Source organism: Buttiauxella sp. (assembly GCF_049686335.1).
GTDB lineage: Bacteria > Pseudomonadota > Gammaproteobacteria > Enterobacterales > Enterobacteriaceae > Buttiauxella.
Window position 1 is genome coordinate 60345 of record NZ_JBAVHX010000005.1, and the last position, 17431, is coordinate 77775.

Genomic DNA, 17431 nt, shown 5'->3' on the forward strand with positions numbered 1-17431 from the left:
GGGGTTTATCCTTTTCGGCGTGCTAAAACGCGCCGGGTAATAATTGGCAGTGAAATCACGGTTATCAGCATCGCGCCGACAATAATCGACATCACGATACCCGGCACATTGAGCAGGCTCAGACCGAAGGTCACCAGCCCCATCAGGAAGGCGGCGATAATCACACCCGCCATGCTGCCCGAACCGCCCAGAATGTTGACACCACCTAATACCGCCATCGTCACCACACTGAGTTCCCACCCAATCGCAATAGTCGGTCGCGTGCTGCCGAGACGTGAGGTCAGTAACACTGACGCCAGCCCCGCCATCACGCCCACCAGCACAAACAACATCAGGTTGTGACGTTTCACGTTGATACCGGAATACCAGGCGCCGGTCGGGTTATTGCCGATGGCGTAGGTGCGGCGGCCAAAGTTCGTTTTGTGCAGCAAGAAAGCGAACACCGCCGCCAGCACGATAAACAGCGCAAATTCAAACGACAGGGCGCCCCAAACGTAGCCCTGACCAAACCACGCAAAACTTTCTGGATAGTGGTTAAGCGCCTGATCACCCAGTAAAATGTAGGTGATACCGCGATACAAACTCATGGTGCCGATGGTGATAACAATCGACGAAAGGTTGAAGCGCGTGACCAGTAAGCCATTGAACAAACCGCACAGCAAACCGACGCCCAGCCCGACGCACACCAGCCCTGCCGTATCGACACCCGCCTGTGCACAGAACCCCATCACTGTGGAGCTGAGCGCGATAGTCGACGCTACCGACAAATCAATTTCACGGGCGATAATCAGCATCGCCATCGGCAGAACGATGATCGCTTTTTCCGTGAAGTTGAACGTCGCGTCTGACAAATTCCAGATGTTGAGGAAGTAAGGCGAAGCCAGCGCGTTGGCGATAAATACCGCCAGCGTCACCGCCAGTAAGAAAGATTCCCAGCACAGCAAACGGCGGAACAGGGGAACCGACGTGGCCTGCTGAGGCACAGATTCAGAAATCAGCGTTTTACTCATGGTTTCACCGCCTGTTCTTGCCCGTTAAGACCTTGTCTCGACAGCGCAACATCGCGCAGAATCAGCCGCCCTTTGCGTTTGTTACCGCGTTCGTTCAACAGCACTGCGATAACAATCACCGCGCCTGAAATCGCCATTTGCCAGAACGGGGAGACGCCAATCACTGGAAGCGCATTGTTGATTACCCCGAGGAATAGCGCCCCCAGCAAGCAACCGAATACGCGCCCAATGCCGCCCATGGTGCTGATGCCGCCAATCACGCAAGCAGCGACGATTTGCAGTTCAAAACCATTCGCAACATCGACATACGCCACGGCAAAACGAGAAATCCACAGATAGCCGCAGAAGCCCGCCAGCGCGCCCGAAAGGCTGAAGCTGATGAACTGCATTTTCCCGGCGTTGATACCGGTGTAATACGCCGCAGTGGCGTTGCCGCCGGCGGTGTACATCGCCCGTCCAGTGCGGCTGTAACGCAAGAAATAGCCGACCAACAACAGTGCCGCGACCGCACACCAGCTCAGCAGCGGCATTCCTAAAATCACCGCTCGCGGTAATCCTAAGAAATCGCTACTCATTTGGTGGGCGTTTATCCAGCCGCCATTGGAAAGCAGGAAGATAATTCCGCGATAAATACTCATGGTGCCGAGGGTGACGACAATCGCCGGGATCCCGAGTTTCCAGACCAGCAAACCATTGATGATGCCCATCACTAAACCCAGCACCGTTGCCAGCGAAAGTAATGCCCAGACGGGGATTTGCGGATAGTGGAAGTTGAGTAAGGCGACAATCATACCGGTGAGCGCCAGGTTTGCCGCCATCGACAAATCAATGCCTTTGGTCAGCAGCACCATCATCTGGCCGAGGGCAAGAATGATAAGAATCGAGGTATCGTTAAACATCTCGACCAGGTTGCCAGGCGCCAGGAACGACGGCACACGGCTGCCAATGCCCAGCACCATCAACAAGATGACGCCTGCGAGCAGAAATTCACGATGTTTGAGTAGGGTCTGCCACATTATGCTGCCTCCTCATGCGAGCCGCTGGCGGCGCTGACGATCATTTCCGCCGTTGCTTCGCCTGCCTTATATTCGGCAACCATCAACCCTTCGTGCATCACGATAATGCGGTCAGCCATGCCCATCACTTCCGGCAGTTCAGACGACACCATAATCACCGCCAGACCGTGGCCGACCAGTTCAGACATAAACTGGTGCACCGCCGCTTTCGAGCCAATGTCGATGCCTTTGGTCGGTTCATCGAGAATGATCACCGTCGGCTGGGTAGCCAGCCATTTGCCGATCACCACTTTTTGCTGATTACCGCCAGAGAGCGTTTCAACCGGTTGTTTCCAGCTAAAGGCTTTCACCTGCAAGCGTTTGGCGTATTCATCCGCCAGTGCCCATTCACGCGCATCGTTTAAAACGCCACGCGGATTGAGTTTGCTGAGTTGCGGCAAGCTGATGTTTTGGTAGATAGGCAGTTCGATAATCGCGCCCTGCTTCTGGCGTTCTTCCGGTACGCAGACAATCCCGGCTTTGATGGCATCCGCAGGTTGGCGGAATTGCATCAACTGGTCGTTAAGCAAAATCTCACCGTGGGAAGGATGCGAAACGCCGGATAACGCCTGCATTAATTCGGTACGTCCAGCGCCGACTAAACCGTAGAACCCGAGGATTTCCCCTTTGCGCAACTGGAAGTTGATATGGGCAAACTCGGTTGGGTGGCAGAGATCTTTCACTTCGAGAACCACATCACCGAGCTCGCAATTCACTTTCGGGAAGGCGTGCGTGATTTCGCGCCCGACCATCATGGTGACCATCTTGTCTTCAGTAATCTCGCTGATGTTCCCGGAGCTGATGTACACCCCGTCGCGCAAAATGGTGTAGTGATCGGCGATGGCAAAGATTTCGTCGAATTTATGCGAGATAAACAGAATGGCTTTACCTTCGCGTTTCAGACGTTCAACGATTTGATAAAACTCGACAATTTCATGCTGTGAAAGTGCAGCGGTGGGTTCATCGAGGATCACCACCTGAGCTTCAAACGACAGCGCACGCGCAATCGCCACCATGTGTCGTTGGGCAATGCTGAGAGTTTTGAGTGTGGCGCGAGGATTAATTTGTACTTCAAGGCGCGTGAGGATTTCCTGCGCGCGTTGGTGCATCGCAGGCCAGTCGAGCTTTTTAAACAGCCCACGATAGATATAGTGGCCAACAAAAATATTCTCGGTGACGGTCAGTTCATCAAACAGCACCGTTTCCTGGTGGATAGCCGTAATACCGATTTTGTGTGCCGCTTCAGGGTTCGGCAGGGTTATCGGTATCGCTTTATATAGCAGTTCCCCTTCTTCGGGCTGATAAATCCCGGTCATGACTTTAACCAGAGTGGATTTACCTGCGCCGTTTTCACCGATAAGCGCCGTGACTTTTCCCGGCCACAAATCCAGGTGGACATTTTCGAGAGCGCGAACACCGGGGAAAACTTTGGTTATCCCCTTCAGGGACAGCAAGGGTGTAGTGAGTGTCATGGTTTTATTCTCCATTGAATCAGATCGCCCTCACCCCGGCCCTCTCCCCCAGGAGAGGGGGAAAAGAAGGTTCCCTCTCCCCTGGAGAGGGAGAACACCAATCTATCCCCTCTCCCTCAGGGAGAGGGTTAGGGTGAGGGTTGTTTAAAACCCAATCAGAATATTTTGGAGAATTTATCGATGTTGCTGGCATCGTAAACAAATGGCTCAGCCATGGCGCCACTGCCATCGGCGTCCAGTTTCACTTTGCCCAGTTTACCCATGCTGGCTTCATCTTTGGTGGCGGTGCCTTTAACTAAATCATCAGCCAGATAGGTGGCGGCGTAACCCAGATCGATTGGGTTCCAGATAGCGAAGCTTTTCGACGCTCCCGATTTCACCGCACCCGCCATTTCAGACGGCAGGCCGAGGCCAGTCACATAAACTTTGCCAATTTTCCCCTGGTCTTTCACCGCTTGTGCTGCGGCCACAATCCCGACGGAAGAAGGAGAAACAATGACTTTCAAATCAGGATAGGATTTCAGCAAACCGACGGTTTCACGGTAGCTCTTATCAGAGAGATCGTCTCCATAAGCGACGGTGACTATATTGACCGATGGGTACTTAGGCAGCACCTTTTTCATCTCAGCAATCCAGATGTTCTGGTTGGTTGAGGTTGGTGTGGCGCTAAGGATAGCGACATCACCTTTTTCGAGGTTCATCGCTTTTAACGCATCAGCAGCCAGTTTGACGTTGGTTTCGCCAATCAATGCGTTATTGGAAGGATTCAGGTGAATCTGGCGACCATCTTTTGCTACGCCGGAATCCCATGAAACCACTTTAATACCACGCTGCATGGCTTTTTTCAGCACCGGAACCAGCGCATCAGGGTCATTGGCAGATATGGCGATGGCATCAACACCTTGAGCGATCAAGCCGTTGAGAACTTCAATTTGTGCTTCGGCGGTCGTGGTCGTTGGGCCGGTGTAGATGACTTTTACATCTCCAATTTCTTTGGCGGCTTCCTGAGCCCCCACGTTTGCGGCTTCAAAGAATCCATTACCGAGTGATTTCGCCACGAGTGCGATTTTCACTTCAGCAAAGGCAGAGGTGGACAGTGCGAGTGCGACAACGGTAAGCGTACAACCTAATATTGCTTTTGTTTTCATTGCTTGTACTCCGATGTAGGTAGGGTTTGCAGGTATTTTTTATTATGTCGGCATGTCGGATGACGCTTTACTTATCCGACCTACAATTCACTTTATTCAAGTAGGGTGGATAAGCGCAGCGTCATCCACCGTTACAGATTTACGACTTACAACTCTAAAGCACTGGCCAATGGGGTCACGCCAAAACGTTTGCCGAGCGCAATGAGCTCGTCACGGCTGATGGTTTGTTTCATGCCGCCCATCGAAATAACTTTTACCAACACTTCAGCAGACTTCTCGGCGGTATCGATAAGACCAAACGCTTCATCAAGCGTTGGGCCGCTACCGAATACGCCATGGAACGGCCACAGCACCAGCGAATGTTTTTCCATTTGACCCGCCGTCGCGTTACCAATTTCATCAGTGCCCGGCACCATCCACGGCAGAATGCCGACACCATCCGGGAATACCACCAGACATTCGGTGCTGCCTTCCCACAGTTTGCGGGTAATCACGTCGGTGTCGTTTTCCAGCACGTAGGTCAGGGCAATCAGGTTGGTGGCGTGGCAGTGCATAATCACACGGTCTTTTCCGCCAGTCGTTCTGATACGAACGCTGTGTGACTGGAAGTGTGATGCCAGTTCAGACGTTGGCACCGCTTCGTTCTCAAGCCCCCACAAAATGTGGTAGCCCGTACCGCGGTTGTCCACTTTCACCACGCCAATATTTGCTGCCGGATCCAATTGTACGTTGCGGAAGAATTTGCCAGAGCCCGTGACGATAAACGGCGTGTTCGCCAGTTCAGGCATCGGTTGGCTCAAAGCGATATAACGTGGAGCCGCGTGGAACTCAGCCTCGAATGGCGTGATGTCCGCCTCATCCAGACGCATGGTGATATTGCCACCGTTGCGCTCGTCCCAGCCCTTCAGCCAGGCATCGCTTGTTGCTTTGATCATGCCTTCTACAAACCAGGCGTTAAGGATGTTCTGCATAGTCTTGTGTTCCTGTTTTATTCTGGCGGATGGCGCTAACGCTTATCCGCCCTACGTTTTGTCATGAGTTGTAGGTTGGATAAGCGAAGCGTCATCCACCATTGAGTGGTCAGCCGCGTTTGCTCAACACGTCTTGTTCATATGTCCGCACAGTTTTCAGCCACTGGGCGTCAACCGGCGTGTCGTTACGCTGGCAATACATTTCCCAAACCGCTGCCCACGGCAGTGATTTTTGTTCTTCAAGCAGCGCCAGGCGCGCGGTGTAATCGCCTTCACGCTCAAGCTGGCGCAGCGTTTCTGTTGGTTCCAGCAATGCACGCAGCAACGCTTTCTTCATATTGCGGGTGCCGATAACCCAGGCAGCGACACGGTTAATGGAGGCGTCGAAGAAATCCAGCCCGATGTGGACGCGGTCGAACAGGTCGTGGCGGATAATTTCGCTGGCGATAGCTTGTGTTTCGTCATCCAACAGCACCACGTGGTCGCTGTCCCAACGGACCGGGCGGCTCACGTGCAACAGCAGGCGCGGCACATACAGCATCGCACTGGAAATTTTGTCGGAGATAACTTCGGTCGGATGGAAGTGCCCTGCATCCAGACACAGCGCCGTCTGGCGGCTGGTGGCGTAACCGAAATAGAATTCGTTGGAGCCGACGGTGTAGCTTTCTGCGCCAATCCCGAACAGCTTGCTTTCCACCGCGTCGATATGGTGTTGCGGGTCGAGTTTTTCGCTCATCGCTTCATCGAGAGCTGCGACCAGACGCTGGCGCGGGGCGAGTCTGTCCACCGTGATGTCTTTCATGCCATCCGGGATCCAGATGTTCATCACTGACGGGGTGCCCAGTTGCTCACCAAAGTACGCCGATACTCTACGGCTGGCTTTAACGTGATCAATCCAGAACTGGCGGATTTCATCGTCAGCATGGGACAGCGTGAAACCGTCAGCGCTGAGTCGGTGCGAGAAGCACGACGGGTTGAAATCCAGCCCTAATTTGTTGGCTTTCGCCCACTCAACCCAGTTTTTAAAATGTTCTGGTTTGATTTTGTCGCGGGAAACAGGCTTCTCTGATTCCAGATAAATAGCATGAAGATTCAGGCGTTTTGGGCCTGGAATTAACGATAATGCGCGTTCCAGGTCGGTACGTAATTCCTGAGCGTTGCGTGCTTTACCAGGGTAGTTACCCGTCGCCTGAATCCCACCGCTCAATGCGCCTTCTGGGTTTTCAAAGCCCGCAACGTCATCGCCCTGCCAGCAGTGCATAGAAACCGGCAAGCGGTCGAGCTGTTGCAGTGCGGATTCAACATCAACACCGACAGCAGCAAAGCGCTGTTTTGCCAGTTCCCAGGCTGTTTCGAGAGAGGTGGTCATGCGCAAAACTCCTTACGTGTTTGAGTATTCAGCGGAAACTGCTCGATGTACCGGGCAATGTCACTGTCTGTTTGGGGGATAAAAGTTTTCAGTTCGTAGCTGGCTGCGACAATTTTGCGGACGTCATCAACATCGGTGATTTCATCCAGCGCCATTAACTGGCAGCCAATATTGCCAAGTGTTGAAGCTTCAATGGGACCGGCAAGCACCGGGATGCCGCAGGCATCGGCACAAAGCTGGTTGAGTAATGTGTTCTGGCTACCGCCGCCCACAATATGCAGGCAGCTGAATGGGCGACCGCGAACGGTGGCCAGTTCCTGAAGGGTTTTGGCATACAGCAACGCCAGACTGTCGAAAATACAGCGCGCCAGTTCATTGTCAGTGAACGGAACCGGCTGATTGCTTTCGCGACATGCCGCCTGAATCTCACGGCTCATGCTTTCAGGATTAATAAAACGATCGTCGTTTGGATTGATGACAAATTTGCAGGCGGCTGTCTGTCGAGTGCGATCGATAAGATCCGCAAGATCGGTAATGCCCAACTCTTTAGTGACGCGCTGCAACAACCACAGCCCCATAATATTTTTCAGGACCCGGTAGCGCCCTTCCGCACCACCTTCGTTGGTGATGTTGGCAGCCAATGCTTCGCTGGTGGCATACGGTGTTTTGCTCTCAAAACCCATGAGCGACCAGGTGCCGGAAGAGAGATAAGCAGCATCTTTATCTTTAAGCGGTGCGCCGATGACAGCGCTGGCGGTGTCATGTGTCGCAACCGAAACCACCGGGATTTTGTTGCCTTCGCGGCAAACCCACTGGCCAATGACATTGCCCGGATGCGTCGGTGTACCGAACCATTTGTGCGGCACGCCAGCCCAATCCAGCAGCGTTTCATCCCAGTTGTCGCTGTTGATATTCACCAGTTGTGTGGTCGTGGCGTTGGTGTATTCCCAGTTCAGTGCACCCGTCAGGCGGTAGCAAAAATAATCCGGGATCAGCAGCGCATGTTCGACGTTATCGATCAATTCTGGCTGCTGTTCCACCAGCGCACGCAATTGATAAAGCGTGTTGAAAGGCATGAACTGGATGCCAGTGCGACGGTAAATTTCGTCACGACCAAGCTGGTTAAAAGCGGTGTCCATCACGCCGTCGGTGCGGCTGTCGCGATAGGAAACAGGCTGGCCGACGCGATGACCTTCGCCGTCAATTAGCACGTAATCGACACCCCAGGTGTCGATTCCAATACTGTCGATGGCAATACCTTCGTCGCAGGCTTTTTGCAGGCCGGTACGGATTTCCAGCTCCAGCGCGTCTACGTCCCAGACAGTGGAGCCGTCGACCTGTTTTAAGCAGTTGGTGAAGCGATGAATTTCTCGCAAACAAATGCTGCGGGTATCACGTTCAAAGCGTGCCAGCATGACACGGCCGCTTGATGCGCCCAGGTCTACCGCAACACTATGGCGTAGAGTCATTTTGGGGTCCTTACTAAATTAATTGACCCCACTCTAAAAAGTAACGCAGTCGCTCACCTTCTCGTTACTGACAGTACAAATCCGCCGCTGGCAAAGAAGCAAAGGTGAACGTGAGTCATGTCACAGATTTATGTTTACACCCTTTATTCATTAGCTTGTGATGCTCGCCGCATTTCCTGATAATTCCCATCCATTCTTAAAAAACGAGCAAGTTTTAACTGATTTCGTGTCGAAACTTTAAGGTACAGATGAGAATCGTTATCTACTATCAGGCAATGTTAAAAAAGCTTGGGGGTAATGATGATGACGGTATTACATGGTTTTGACTTTTTCCCATCAGGGCATGCATCGGTGGCGATTGAGCCGCGTTTACCCCAGGCAGCTTTCCCTGAACATCATCATGACTTTTGTGAAATTGTCATTGTTGAGCACGGTACTGGAACACACGTTTTTAACGGTCAACCGTATACATTAAGTGGAGGTTCAGTCTGCTTTGTGCGCGATCATGACCGTCACTTGTATGAACACACCGAAAATCTCTGTCTGACCAATATTCTTTATCGCGCACCGGACGCATTTTGCTTTTTATCCGGGCTGGATAAATTATTGCCCCAGGAGCAGGATGGCCATTACCCATCGCACTGGCGCGTGAATCAGCCCGTTTTGCAGCAGGTTCGTGGCCTGATTGAGCAGTTTGAGAACATTGGCGAAGCGGCGGATACCCATTCCATAGCCAATCGTGAAATTCTGTTTATGCAGTTGCTGGTGCTGCTGCGTAAAGGCAGCATGATGGAAGGTGCCACTAACTCTGAAGGGCGATTAAATCAACTGATGGCATGGCTTGAAGATCACTTCGTTGAGGATATTTGTTGGGAGGAGTTAGCCGGGCAATTCACGCTATCTCTGCGCACCTTACATCGCCAGCTTAAACAGCAAACCGGCATGACGCCCCAGCGTTATCTCAACCGTTTACGGCTGATGAAAGCCCGCCACCTGTTACGTCACGGAGACGAAAGCGTCACAAACATCGCCTTCCAATGCGGTTTTGGCGACAGCAATCATTTCTCAACGCTTTTTAAACGTGAATTTTCCTGGTCACCACGTGAAATTCGCCAGGGGCGAGATACTCAACTTCAGTAATCGCGAAGGCAATCACCGTTTTTTTAACCAAAAAAGCCAATACTTGCCCGTTAGTTTGTCGGATGACACTGCGCTTATCCGACCTACGATGCTGGTTTTGTAGGGTGGATAAGCACAGCGTCATCCACCGTTTAGATTTCGGTTTTTGAGGCATCACGGTGGCGGGTCATTTAATTCTCAAGAAAGCAGATTTCTTTGTCACTTCCGCGCAACCCGTGGCGGTGGCAGACCGCTATCCGCAAAATGTCTTTGCTGAACACACACACGATTTCTGTGAACTGGTGCTGGTGTGGCGTGGCAACGGCTTGCACATCCTTAACGACCGCCCTTATCGCATCACCTGTGGTGACCTGTTTTATATCCGCGCGGAAGACCGCCATAGTTATGAGTCGGTTAACGGATTAGTTCTGCATAACATTATCTATTGTCCTGAACGGCTCAAACTCAACGTCGACTGGAACGATTTGTTGCATAGCGCGCGGACGGTGGGGAAAGATCCGCGCTGGCGGCTAAGCAGCCACGGTATGACACAAGCACGGCAAATAATTGGTCAGTTGGAACACGAAAGTGTCAAAACAGACGCGCTGTCGGTGTGTTTGACCGAGAGCTTGTTTTTGCAGTTGTGCATTTTGCTGCATCGCCATCGTTATCAGTCTCAGGATGATAACGGACCCAACAGCAGTGAAACTCTCGATTTATTGATGGCAGCACTGGGGAAAAGCCTCGATTCTTCCTTTGAGCTTGCGCAGTTCTGCCAGCAGCATCAGGTGACAGAGCGCAATTTACGACAGCTTTTCCGTCAGCAAACCGGCATGAGTATCAGCCAGTATTTACGCCAGCTGCGCATTTGCCAGGCACAGGATTTATTGCGTCATAGTGATTTGTTGATTGGTGATATCGCCACGCGTTGCGGCTTTGAGGACAGTAACTATTTTTCGGTGGTGTTTCTAAAAGAGACCGGGATGACGCCACGGGTATGGCGTCTCCGTTATACTATTGAAACGTAATTAATTTGCCATGCCCAGGCCGACAATATTTGCAGCAATAATTATCACCACACAACCCACGCTCAGTACCCCAACAGGACGTCTCCCTGCTGATTTCCACTCTTTCATAATCAAGCCAACCAACCCGCCACACAGCACGTAGAAACTCATGTGCAACATCCAGCTCATATAGTCGTATTGTGCAGGAATTTTGGCGTGGCCCCAGGCGTAGAAAAAGAATTGCAGATACCACATCAAACCTGCGAGTGCGGCAAATAACACATTGCTGATAATGAGTGGTTTTGCCAGTGAGAAGTCGGCTTTGATCGACAAGTCTTTCATCCTGGCCAGACGAATGAAGCAGAAGCCAAGGTTAATCAGCGCACCGCCTCCCATTATCACTACATAACTTGGCAATGCCACATACAACGGGTCCACACCCAGTGCAGCTGCAGCATCATGCATCGGTTTTGCGGCGTCCATCGCAAAAGACATGCCTGCCGAGAAGATGCCGCACATCACAGCCAGAATCAGCCCTTTTTTAAGGTTGAACTCTTCGGCCTTGATACCCATTTTGCGTTCTTTCAACTGTCCCGCACGGGTAACAATCGCCACCCCTACCAGCGCAACTAACACCCCCAACAGCGTCATGCGTCCACCTGGTGTGCCAATCAGCACATCAAATTTTCCGGCAATTATCGGCGTCATTAAGGTCCCGACAATCAGCGTGATGCCAATCGCGATACCGATGCCCATCGACATGCCGAGATAACGCATCGTCAAGCCATAGTTAATATTCCCTATTCCCCACATCGCGCCAAACAAAAATACCGGCAGTAATGTCGAAGCGTTAAACGAACCGAAGTAAGCCCAAAAATCAGGAAGTAATACGTAACTCACCGTCCACGGCAAAACTATCCATGAAACGAAGCCACCAACCGCCCACATTGTTTCCCATGACCAACGTTCTACTTTTTTAAAAGGGGCGTAAAAACAGGCTGCACTCGCGGCACCCACAAGATGCCAGATTATCCCCATTGTTATTGCATTACTCATTATCCATATCCCTCTGTTTTAACTAAATAACTCCGAGGTGACAGCTGGCTACCCCATTGCCACTGAGTCTAAGGATTGAGCAACTGGCTAACCTTCCATGTGCTGCCGTGGCAGGGGGAAACCTGGCAAAATTGAGGGGGTACGATTGATGGCGCTCACAGTTTTTTATAACCGACGCCCATCGTTTTTCGGACTAACAGATTTTTGAGGTCTGTAGGCCAAGCAACCAGGCGAGCTTTTCCAGCACTGCACCCTGATGCCCAAGGCCAATAGCACAGTGGTGAGCAGGGCCACCTGTACTCCATTGCGTGGTGAAATCACGCGCCGACAGAGGGAAGCGATAACGGCTATTGGTGTTGCCAATATCCAGCACCTCGCCGACAACGGCCTCTCCTTCGGCATACTGCAAGCGCACACTGTTTTGCGCGTCTTCAATAATCGACAGGAAAGTTACGGGGCCAGTTTTCACCGTCATTTGAATTGAGACGCCTTTGCCTGGTTTGCCATGATAAACCGGCAGTGGCACCAGTCGCACATTCCCTTCAGCCATCAACGGATGCGCTGGGCCATCATGCCCCCACAGCACCACGTCATCAGCAAATTCAATGCCATATGGCTCTGAAAATGAGCCTCCCGCGCCAAGCAGTTGCTGGATTTTCATCGCCAGCACATTTTTGATTTCATATTCCCCGGCGATGGGAATACCCTTGCTCGTCAGAAGCGTGTTACCGAGAATAATTGAGGTAATGATATTTTCGCAGGCGTTGCCGTTGCGCCCTTCGTAGTAATACGCCAGTGCACCAAGCTGATTGTTTTCAACGAGTTTATCCATGGCACAGGCGGTCTGAACGGCCCGTTCTACTTCGGCTTTTTCACAGGCAGGGTCGATTTGCAGGGTGGCTTCCACTTCTTGCCATTTTTCCATGCTGGCAGATGGCGTAACCTGCTCGCGATATTCAGCCAGCTCGCACATTTCCAACGGCTTGAAACGCACACCGAGTCTGGCGCTCAGGTTGGTCATATTGCTGTAAACGTCCACCATACCGTTGTAGTAATGCCCCAGAACACCCACCTGGCAGGCCGCTAACCCCTTTTGTACTTCCAGCGCTTGCAGCCACTGTTCCGTTTGTTGCCAGACATAATCATCGCCATGCAAAGCACCAACAATCAGCTGGTAGCGAATCCCCGCACGATTGAACACGTTCGCCAGTTCCGGTGCGCTACATGCCTGGCAATGTGCCAGCCATTCGCCGGTGCGTTCGCCTCGATCGGCCATGTGACGAATTTTCTCGTACGGCAAACCTAACTCAGGTTGTAATGCGAGGATAATTAGCGGTTTGTTGATTTTCTGTACCAGCGGCAGAACTGTGGAACTCAGGGCATAAGTGCTGATGTATAGCACGATAGCATCGACCGGCTGGCTTTGAAGTTGCGTGGCAAAGTGATCGGCTTTGACAACGCTATCAATCAGGCCGCCATTGAAAACCGATGCATTACACTCACCAAGGCGCTGGTCAATTTGCTGCAGATAGCCAGTCAGACGCTGTTCAAGGCCAGCAAACTGCGGCCAGTAGGTATCAAGGCCGATACCGAAAAGGGCGACGTTAAGCGACATAATCATGCTCCAGGCAGAAAAGAAGCGCCGACTATCGCCTTATTTGAACCAGACTGCCTTTGTAGCAGTGCCAGTTTATGTCGCAGGTGGCAAAAAACGATTTATCTACCTGACATTGTTCACATTATCGCCATTATAAAGAAAAGCTATAACCTTATAAAAACTACGGCATTGATAATCATTTTCAATATCATTTAATTAACTATAATGAACCAACTGATTACGCGGCGTTAACAGATATGCGCCAGTTGATACTTTACCCCTTCAAGGAGTTAAGAATATGAGCTATACCCTGCCATCCCTGCCTTACGCTTATGACGCCCTGGAACCTCATTTCGACAAAGAAACGATGGAAATCCATCACAGCAAACACCACCAGGCGTATGTGAATAACGCGAATGCAGCGCTGGAATCTCTGCCAGAGTTCGCAAGCCTGCCAGTTGAAGAGCTGATCACCAAACTGGATCAACTGCCAGCTGACAAAAAAACCGTTCTGCGCAACAACGCGGGCGGACACGCTAACCACAGCTTCTTCTGGAAAGGCCTGAAAACTGGCACTACTCTGCAAGGTGACCTGAAAGCTGCCATCGAGCGTGATTTCGGTAGCATTGATGCTTTCAAAGCTGAATTCGAGAAAGCAGCAGCCACACGTTTCGGCTCTGGCTGGGCGTGGCTGGTTCTTAAAGGCGACAAACTGGCTGTGGTTTCTACCGCAAACCAGGATAGCCCGCTGATGGGTGAAGCCGTTTCTGGCGTATCCGGTTTCCCAATCGTGGGTCTGGATGTGTGGGAACACGCTTACTACCTGAAATTCCAAAACCGTCGCCCTGACTACATCAAAGCATTCTGGGATGTAGTGAACTGGGACGAAGCAGCAGCGCGTTTTGCCGCTAAAAAATAAGTTGCAATGCAACTGCGCAGAGGCGAGCCTGATGGCTCGCTTTTTTTATATCTGTAGTCAGGCCACAGGGAGGAGCAGATGCACTATCCACTTAACGTTTATATTGGAAAAGTTCGTGAATATGCAGGCAGCAGGCCGAGCGCTATCGCCAAATATCAGGTCGATGGTGAGCTAAAACTCACTGAATCTGGTCTGGAAGGTGATCAGCAGGCTGAAAAAATCATTCACGGCGGGCCGGATCGTGCGCTGTGCCACTATCCTCGTGAGCATTACCTTCACTGGGCACGGGAATTTCCGGAGCAGGCCGATCTGTTTACCGCTCCCGCGTTCGGTGAAAACTTATCAACTCACGGGCTGACAGAACACGATGTCTATATCGGTGATATTTTTCGCTGGGACAACGCGCTGATTCAGGTCACGCAACCACGTTCACCGTGCTTCAAGCTGAACTATCATTTCGGTATCAGTGATATGGCCTCATTGATGCAGAAGACCGGGCGTATCGGCTGGTTATATCGTGTGGTGATGGCAGGTAATGTTTCGACGCAATCGCCGCTGGAGTTAGTTTCTCGCGTAAGCGATGTGTCGGTGGCAGAAGCGATCGCTATCGCCTGGCATATGCCGTTTGACGACGAGCAGTATCATCGCTTGCTCAGTGCTGCGGGGCTGTCGGTGAGCTGGACGCGCACCATGCAGAAACGGCGGATTTCGGGTAAGGTTGAGGATAATTCCCGACGCCTGATTGGGAAGTAAAGTATTTAAAAGGTATTCAACAAGTGAAGATTATTTATTGCCTTGTTGAATACCAAATCCATAAGCATCGCTCGCTCCTGTGAAAACATCTCCAGAATATCCCCCATCTAAGGATATAGATCCTGAGATTGGTTCATAATGGCTTGTTAGATATCGGCGTCAGCGAGCGTGGCGGTCTACGGATAAGGGATTATTTGCCGTTACCGATAAACAAAACCGTGCAGCAGACAAAAGAGAGCTGATGTGAGTTGAATGTGAAAAACGAACCTTTAGGGGTTCGTTTTTATGATAGTGGTAGATTAAGGATATTTACACTCTGCGTCAGACTTATAAGTATCCTCTTGATCCAGCGGGGAGGGATATTTTTTGATGTATTCAGTTGCCATTTTTTTTGCTAATACAAGTTCTTCTGGTGTTAATTTTTTCACCAGCTCTTCTGATGATTTATTTGCATCTGCTTGGCCATTTGAATATGCAGTTTTATACCAGGCATAAGCTTTGACAACATCATATGGTAGTGTGTCTCCACCGCTTGAATATAATTCCCCTACATTATTTTGGGCTATAGCATATCCTTGACAGGCAGATGCCTTAAATAATGAAGCAGCCTTTGCTTTGTCTAAAGAAAGATTTCCTAATCCTTGTTCATAAAACCAAGCGAGTGCATTCCGAGCTTTCATCGATCCCAATTCGACGGCTTGTTGATACCATTCGACAGCTTTGATATTATCTTGAATGACACTAATGCCTGATTTATACATATATCCGATATTGGTCATTGCAATAGTATTATTTTTCTCAGCTGCTTTTTCAAATAAATATTTAGCTTTGCCATAGTCTTTGGCTATTCCTTGCCCATTAAAAAACATCATACCAAGATTTACTTGTGCATTTGCATCACCTTGCGCTGCTGCTTTTTGATACCAATATATTGCTTGTCGAAGGTCTTTAGTGACACCGCTACCATTAACATAAGCCATCCCAAGATTAAATTGTGCATTTGCATAGCCTTGATTTGCTGCTTTGCTATACCAATGCACTGCCTGACCATTATTCCTTTCTATACAGTTGTGATATTGATATAAAATACCAAAATCATTTTGGGCCTCTGCATTACCTTGTTTAGCTGCTTTTTTTACTTGGTTAATAACACTACAAAGGTCATTTTTTTTGACTTTTTTGATAGCATTAACTTTTTTATATTTATGAAACAATGATTGATGTGTATAAACCCCTAATGATGTTACTGTTGCAATGGTTATAATAATAAGAAAACCTAAATAATTTTTTCTCATTGATATATTCTCAATAATAAATAATTGTAATGTTTTTTGATCATATGGTGCCATAATTGTTTATAGATTTAACATTTTCATTAGAAGATTAAATGAAGTTAGAGTTATATTATTTTTGTGTTTCTGAAAATGACTATCAAAAGAAGTAAAGCATTCCTTTCTTGTTAACTAACCATAATTTTTGGTTTGATAGTCTTTCACTTCCTTTTTTTGGGCCGCGTATCCCAATTGTTAATTTTATAAATAACTGATAATAACCAGCAAGCGGTGCCATAAATACTAGCTTTAATTGAATATCCCTTGAAATCAAATGGAAGATTAGGCCATTCTTGGTATTGTGTAAAATAAACCACTCTCACAATAATTCCGCCACTAAAACATATTAAAAATAGCGCGATGAAAAAATACACATAAAGGCTAAGAAAAACGATGATATTTTTCCTCATTTTTCGTTTCCTGCGTTATATATGGTTTCGGTGTCATCTCCTATTGTCTCGTAAGTCATGCTTCCAATAAAGTTTATTATAGGATCTGGTATGAAATTAGGAGCAATAGCTCCCACAACTTCACTGGCTATAGTACCAAGCCCTGCACCTCCTACAGCTCCTGGATTATCCCCTTTGTTAAGATATGTAGTCCCCATAGCAAGCAATGTATTTTGAATGAGCCCTCTCCCTGGCGCTAAAGCGCTGGTTAGTGCCGCCCAAGATGCATCTGCATAGTTAAAATCTTCTCCTTTATTTATCTGATATGTGGTGTTAGCTCCACAGCCTATAAATGAGCTCACGAACATTTTTGTGACCGATGCAGCTGGCCCAAATATTGCTGTAAGAGCAAGGAACGGTGTATCAATCGACCATGCTTTTAGATATTCAGAACCTGGAGTCCATGCACCTAGTGTTGATGATATATTTCCAATTGCTGTTGTAGCCTCCCCCTGTGGTAAATATGTACCGGCAGATTGTACTGCCGTGCCAATATTGGTCATTCCTGTTCCAAAATTTATTAAACCCAAAGGATCTAACGACTGAATAGGATCTAACGGATAAGTATATGGATTCCACCCTCCCGCCAACCCAATCGGATCCTGACTGATATACCTTCCCTGAGCCGGGTCGTAATAACGGTGCCGGTTATAATGCAGCCCCGATTCTTCATCGATCTGCTGGCCCTGCATTCTCAGTGGCTGAT

15 protein-coding genes are annotated in these 17431 nt (G+C 49.7%); 4 read left to right on the forward strand and 11 right to left on the reverse strand.

Annotation, left to right across the window (positions count from 1 at the left end; translation table 11 throughout):
- Nucleotides 1-5: 5 nt before the first annotated feature.
- The 7 genes from WBL83_RS04850 to rhaB all read right to left on the reverse strand — a co-directional run bounded on the left by WBL83_RS04850 (nt 6) and on the right by rhaB (nt 8494).
- On the reverse strand, nt 6-1010 hold the full coding sequence (locus WBL83_RS04850; RefSeq protein ID WP_424588090.1) for an ABC transporter permease: 1005 nt from the start codon (nt 1008-1010) through the stop codon (nt 6-8).
- Nucleotides 1007-2026 carry an ABC transporter permease gene (locus WBL83_RS04855; RefSeq protein ID WP_424588091.1) on the reverse strand — a complete coding sequence of 340 codons (1020 nt, stop codon included), beginning with the start codon at nt 2024-2026 and terminating at the stop codon, nt 1007-1009. Before WBL83_RS04855 ends, WBL83_RS04850 begins: the two co-directional genes overlap by 4 nt.
- Complete coding sequence (locus WBL83_RS04860; RefSeq protein ID WP_424588092.1) at nt 2026-3537, reverse strand: sugar ABC transporter ATP-binding protein; 1512 nt, start codon at nt 3535-3537, stop codon at nt 2026-2028. The genes WBL83_RS04855 and WBL83_RS04860 overlap by 1 nt, the downstream gene beginning before the upstream one ends.
- Before the next feature lie 155 nt (nt 3538-3692).
- Nucleotides 3693-4685 carry a rhamnose ABC transporter substrate-binding protein gene (gene rhaS / locus WBL83_RS04865; RefSeq protein ID WP_424588093.1) on the reverse strand — a complete coding sequence of 331 codons (993 nt, stop codon included), beginning with the start codon at nt 4683-4685 and terminating at the stop codon, nt 3693-3695.
- Nucleotides 4686-4831: 146 nt separating this feature from the next.
- Complete coding sequence (gene rhaD, locus WBL83_RS04870; RefSeq protein WP_424588094.1) at nt 4832-5656, reverse strand: rhamnulose-1-phosphate aldolase; 825 nt, start codon at nt 5654-5656, stop codon at nt 4832-4834.
- 109 nt (nt 5657-5765) lie between these two features.
- A complete protein-coding gene (gene rhaA / locus WBL83_RS04875; RefSeq protein WP_424588095.1) occupies nt 5766-7025 on the reverse strand; it encodes an L-rhamnose isomerase in 1260 nt (419 codons plus the stop codon).
- A complete protein-coding gene (gene rhaB / locus WBL83_RS04880) occupies nt 7022-8494 on the reverse strand; it encodes a rhamnulokinase (protein WP_424588096.1) in 1473 nt (490 codons plus the stop codon). Before rhaB ends, rhaA begins: the two co-directional genes overlap by 4 nt.
- A gap of 303 nt (nt 8495-8797) precedes the next feature.
- On the opposite strand from rhaB, the gene rhaS (WBL83_RS04885) reads away from it, so the two are divergent.
- A complete protein-coding gene (gene rhaS, locus WBL83_RS04885; protein WP_424588104.1) occupies nt 8798-9634 on the forward strand; it encodes an HTH-type transcriptional activator RhaS in 837 nt (278 codons plus the stop codon).
- Between the two features lie 158 nt (nt 9635-9792).
- Nucleotides 9793-10641: an HTH-type transcriptional activator RhaR gene (rhaR, locus tag WBL83_RS04890; protein ID WP_424588097.1), complete on the forward strand. Its 849-nt coding sequence runs from the start codon at nt 9793-9795 to the stop codon at nt 10639-10641.
- On the opposite strand, the gene rhaT is transcribed toward rhaR, so the two are convergent.
- Both rhaT and WBL83_RS04900 read right to left on the reverse strand, forming a co-directional pair.
- Complete coding sequence (gene rhaT / locus WBL83_RS04895) at nt 10642-11676, reverse strand: L-rhamnose/proton symporter RhaT (protein ID WP_424588098.1); 1035 nt, start codon at nt 11674-11676, stop codon at nt 10642-10644. It abuts the gene before it with no gap.
- A 193-nt stretch (nt 11677-11869) separates the two neighbouring features.
- The gene (locus tag WBL83_RS04900; protein WP_424588099.1) at nt 11870-13291 is read right to left on the reverse strand and encodes an arabinose isomerase; all 1422 of its coding nucleotides are present in this window, start codon (nt 13289-13291) and stop codon (nt 11870-11872) included.
- Between the two features lie 280 nt (nt 13292-13571).
- On the opposite strand from WBL83_RS04900, the gene sodA reads away from it, so the two are divergent.
- Together sodA and yiiM are read left to right on the forward strand one after the other, a co-directional pair.
- Nucleotides 13572-14192 (forward strand): superoxide dismutase [Mn], encoded by a 621-nt coding sequence (gene sodA / locus WBL83_RS04905; protein WP_424588100.1) that lies wholly within the window; start codon nt 13572-13574, stop codon nt 14190-14192.
- A gap of 78 nt (nt 14193-14270) precedes the next feature.
- Complete coding sequence (gene yiiM / locus WBL83_RS04910) at nt 14271-14945, forward strand: 6-hydroxyaminopurine reductase (protein ID WP_424588101.1); 675 nt, start codon at nt 14271-14273, stop codon at nt 14943-14945.
- A gap of 299 nt (nt 14946-15244) precedes the next feature.
- On the opposite strand, the gene WBL83_RS04915 is transcribed toward yiiM, so the two are convergent.
- Both WBL83_RS04915 and WBL83_RS04920 read right to left on the reverse strand, forming a co-directional pair.
- On the reverse strand, nt 15245-16294 hold the full coding sequence (locus tag WBL83_RS04915; protein WP_424588102.1) for a tetratricopeptide repeat protein: 1050 nt from the start codon (nt 16292-16294) through the stop codon (nt 15245-15247).
- A 388-nt stretch (nt 16295-16682) separates the two neighbouring features.
- Nucleotides 16683-17431: RHS repeat-associated core domain-containing protein (locus tag WBL83_RS04920; protein ID WP_424588103.1), on the reverse strand; the 749-nt coding region annotated here is incomplete at its 5' end.

Bases quoted from the DNA above. Each gene is read 5' to 3' on its own strand.
- WBL83_RS04850 (WP_424588090.1), bottom strand. From the start codon at position 1,010: ATGAGTAAAACGCTGATTTCTGAATCTGTGCCTCAGCAGGCCACGTCG.
- WBL83_RS04855 (WP_424588091.1), bottom strand. From the start codon at position 2,026: ATGTGGCAGACCCTACTCAAACATCGTGAATTTCTGCTCGCAGGCGTC.
- WBL83_RS04860 (WP_424588092.1), bottom strand. From the start codon at position 3,537: ATGACACTCACTACACCCTTGCTGTCCCTGAAGGGGATAACCAAAGTT.
- rhaS (WP_424588093.1), bottom strand. From the start codon at position 4,685: ATGAAAACAAAAGCAATATTAGGTTGTACGCTTACCGTTGTCGCACTC.
- rhaD (WP_424588094.1), bottom strand. From the start codon at position 5,656: ATGCAGAACATCCTTAACGCCTGGTTTGTAGAAGGCATGATCAAAGCA.
- rhaA (WP_424588095.1), bottom strand. From the start codon at position 7,025: ATGACCACCTCTCTCGAAACAGCCTGGGAACTGGCAAAACAGCGCTTT.
- rhaB (WP_424588096.1), bottom strand. From the start codon at position 8,494: ATGACTCTACGCCATAGTGTTGCGGTAGACCTGGGCGCATCAAGCGGC.
- rhaS (WP_424588104.1), top strand. From the start codon at position 8,798: ATGACGGTATTACATGGTTTTGACTTTTTCCCATCAGGGCATGCATCG.
- rhaT (WP_424588098.1), bottom strand. From the start codon at position 11,676: ATGAGTAATGCAATAACAATGGGGATAATCTGGCATCTTGTGGGTGCC.
- WBL83_RS04900 (WP_424588099.1), bottom strand. From the start codon at position 13,291: ATGTCGCTTAACGTCGCCCTTTTCGGTATCGGCCTTGATACCTACTGG.
- sodA (WP_424588100.1), top strand. From the start codon at position 13,572: ATGAGCTATACCCTGCCATCCCTGCCTTACGCTTATGACGCCCTGGAA.
- yiiM (WP_424588101.1), top strand. From the start codon at position 14,271: ATGCACTATCCACTTAACGTTTATATTGGAAAAGTTCGTGAATATGCA.
- WBL83_RS04915 (WP_424588102.1), bottom strand. From the start codon at position 16,294: ATGGCACCATATGATCAAAAAACATTACAATTATTTATTATTGAGAAT.